2 protein-coding genes are annotated in these 1,785 nt (G+C 60.5%); both read right to left on the bottom strand.

The annotated features are described in order from the left end of the window. Nucleotides 1-56: 56 nt before the first annotated feature. Nucleotides 57-1,118 (bottom strand): NAD(P)-dependent oxidoreductase, encoded by a 1,062-nt coding sequence (locus tag EOA22_RS32270; RefSeq protein ID WP_127390538.1) that lies wholly within the window; start codon nt 1,116-1,118, stop codon nt 57-59. A 244-nt stretch (nt 1,119-1,362) separates the two neighbouring features. After that, nucleotides 1,363-1,785: DUF4214 domain-containing protein (locus EOA22_RS32275; protein ID WP_127390539.1), on the bottom strand; the 423-nt coding region annotated here is incomplete at its 5' end.

A 1,785-nucleotide genomic window follows, 5' to 3' on the forward strand; every position in this document is an offset into this window, starting at 1 on the left:
GCTGACGGCCGCTGTCGGCGAGCCGAGTCCGCCGGGATTCACCTGTTCCACACCGCTTATCCCGCCGCTACCTCCAGTCTTTTCGAGGCTTCGGCGACCCGCATCCGACCGTCCAGAAGTCCGTTGGCCAAAAGATACCGGATGTGGCCGATACGCTGGAAGCGCGGCCCCTCGAATTCGTCGAGAGTGACATTCGACTTTCGGTAGGCATGATAGAGCTGCTCGGCCCCTTTGCGCGCATCCCATTGCGGCTTGAAGGCAGGAAGGGCAAGCGCGATCTTGTCGAAGTTAACGCGATAGGAGCGCTTGTCGGGTCCGGCATCGGACGCGAACTCAAGCCGGCAGCCCGGCACGACCTCGGCGACAATCTCGGCGATGTCGCGGATCCTGTAGTTGTGGCCCGTCTGCCCCACATTGAAGGCCTCGTTGTGAATGGTCTCGCGGGGCGCTTCCAGCCCGGCAATGAACGCCCTGGAAATGTCCTCGATATGGACGATCGGCCGCCACGGCGTTCCATCGGATTTCAGCAGGATGACGCCCATGGTGACCGCCCAGGCCACGAGATTGTTCAGCACGATGTCGAAGCGGAGCCGGGGAGAGAGGCCATAGGCCGTGGCGGGACGGAAATAGGTGGGAGAGAAGCTGCTGTCGGCCAGTTCAGAAATGTCCCGTTCGGAAAGCACCTTGGACCAGCCGTAGGGCGTGACCGGCTTCAGTTCGCCCGTTTCGTCCACCATCCCGTCGCCGGCCTGTCCGTAATTGCTGCATGATGAGGCGAACAGGAAGCGCGACACGCCGGCGTCCTTGGCCGCCTTCGCGAAGCGGACGCTGCCCTTGTGGTTGATTTCGTAAGTGATGTCCGGATCAAGGTCGGACAGCGGATCATTGGAAAGAGCCGCCAGGTGGATGACGGCATCGACCCCTTCGAGGTCGCGCGCATCTACGTCCCTGACGTCTTTTTGGATTGAAGCAATTGAAGCCCGCTGGCCCCCTGCTGTAAAGGTGCAGCGCCGGTAGAGATCGCTGTCATAGCCCGTCACTGAGTGCCCTGCACGCAACAGCATCGGCACCATCACCGAGCCGATATAGCCTTGATGGCCGGTTACCATGACTTTCATCGCGCACCTCTCAAGCCGATAGTGATCGCCAGAAGGCTACTTGGGCTGAAAACAGTGAGGGAGAACGCCAATAGGCGATCAGGATGCCCTGTTGGACGAAGCCTTTGCCGCCAGTGCACCTTTCGGGTGGTCCGAGCCTAATCCTTTCGGAGGATTTTCTTCTGATCACCGTCGCTGATGCTTCCATCGGCCTCGTCATCAGCATTCCCGATCCGAGACTCAATTAGCGCTTGTTGGTTCGATTTCACCCAGGCCCCGCGACCGCGGATGTTTCGCGCATCGCGGCGTGTCCGGTGTTGAACTCCGCCGACGTGGCGATTCCGAAGGCCACGGCCTCACGCGTCATTGAGCCTTGACGCAGTTGATAGGTATAGGTTTCAAGCCCGTTGCCGTCCGCGGACCGGTTCAGAAGCAACAGATATAGAAACCCGACATAGGCGCGGTCTGTCAGGCCGATCGTGGCATATCTGGTTTCGAATTCGTGCGAGCGCATCATTTCCATGATCATGTCGGGGAGTTTGGTCGCTCCGTCTTCAAGTGCCGCCGACCACTGATTGACGCTGGCCGTGTCGCCCTTGCGGCCAAGAATGAGGCAGTAGACGAAACTTGCCTGCCGCGCCGGTAGGGACTGGTCCGCAGCCGCGGCCTCGGGGTCGCAGTCCCGATG

This window comes from Mesorhizobium sp. M7A.F.Ca.US.014.04.1.1, from assembly GCF_003998745.1.
Taxonomy (GTDB): Bacteria; Pseudomonadota; Alphaproteobacteria; order Rhizobiales; family Rhizobiaceae; genus Mesorhizobium; species Mesorhizobium ciceri.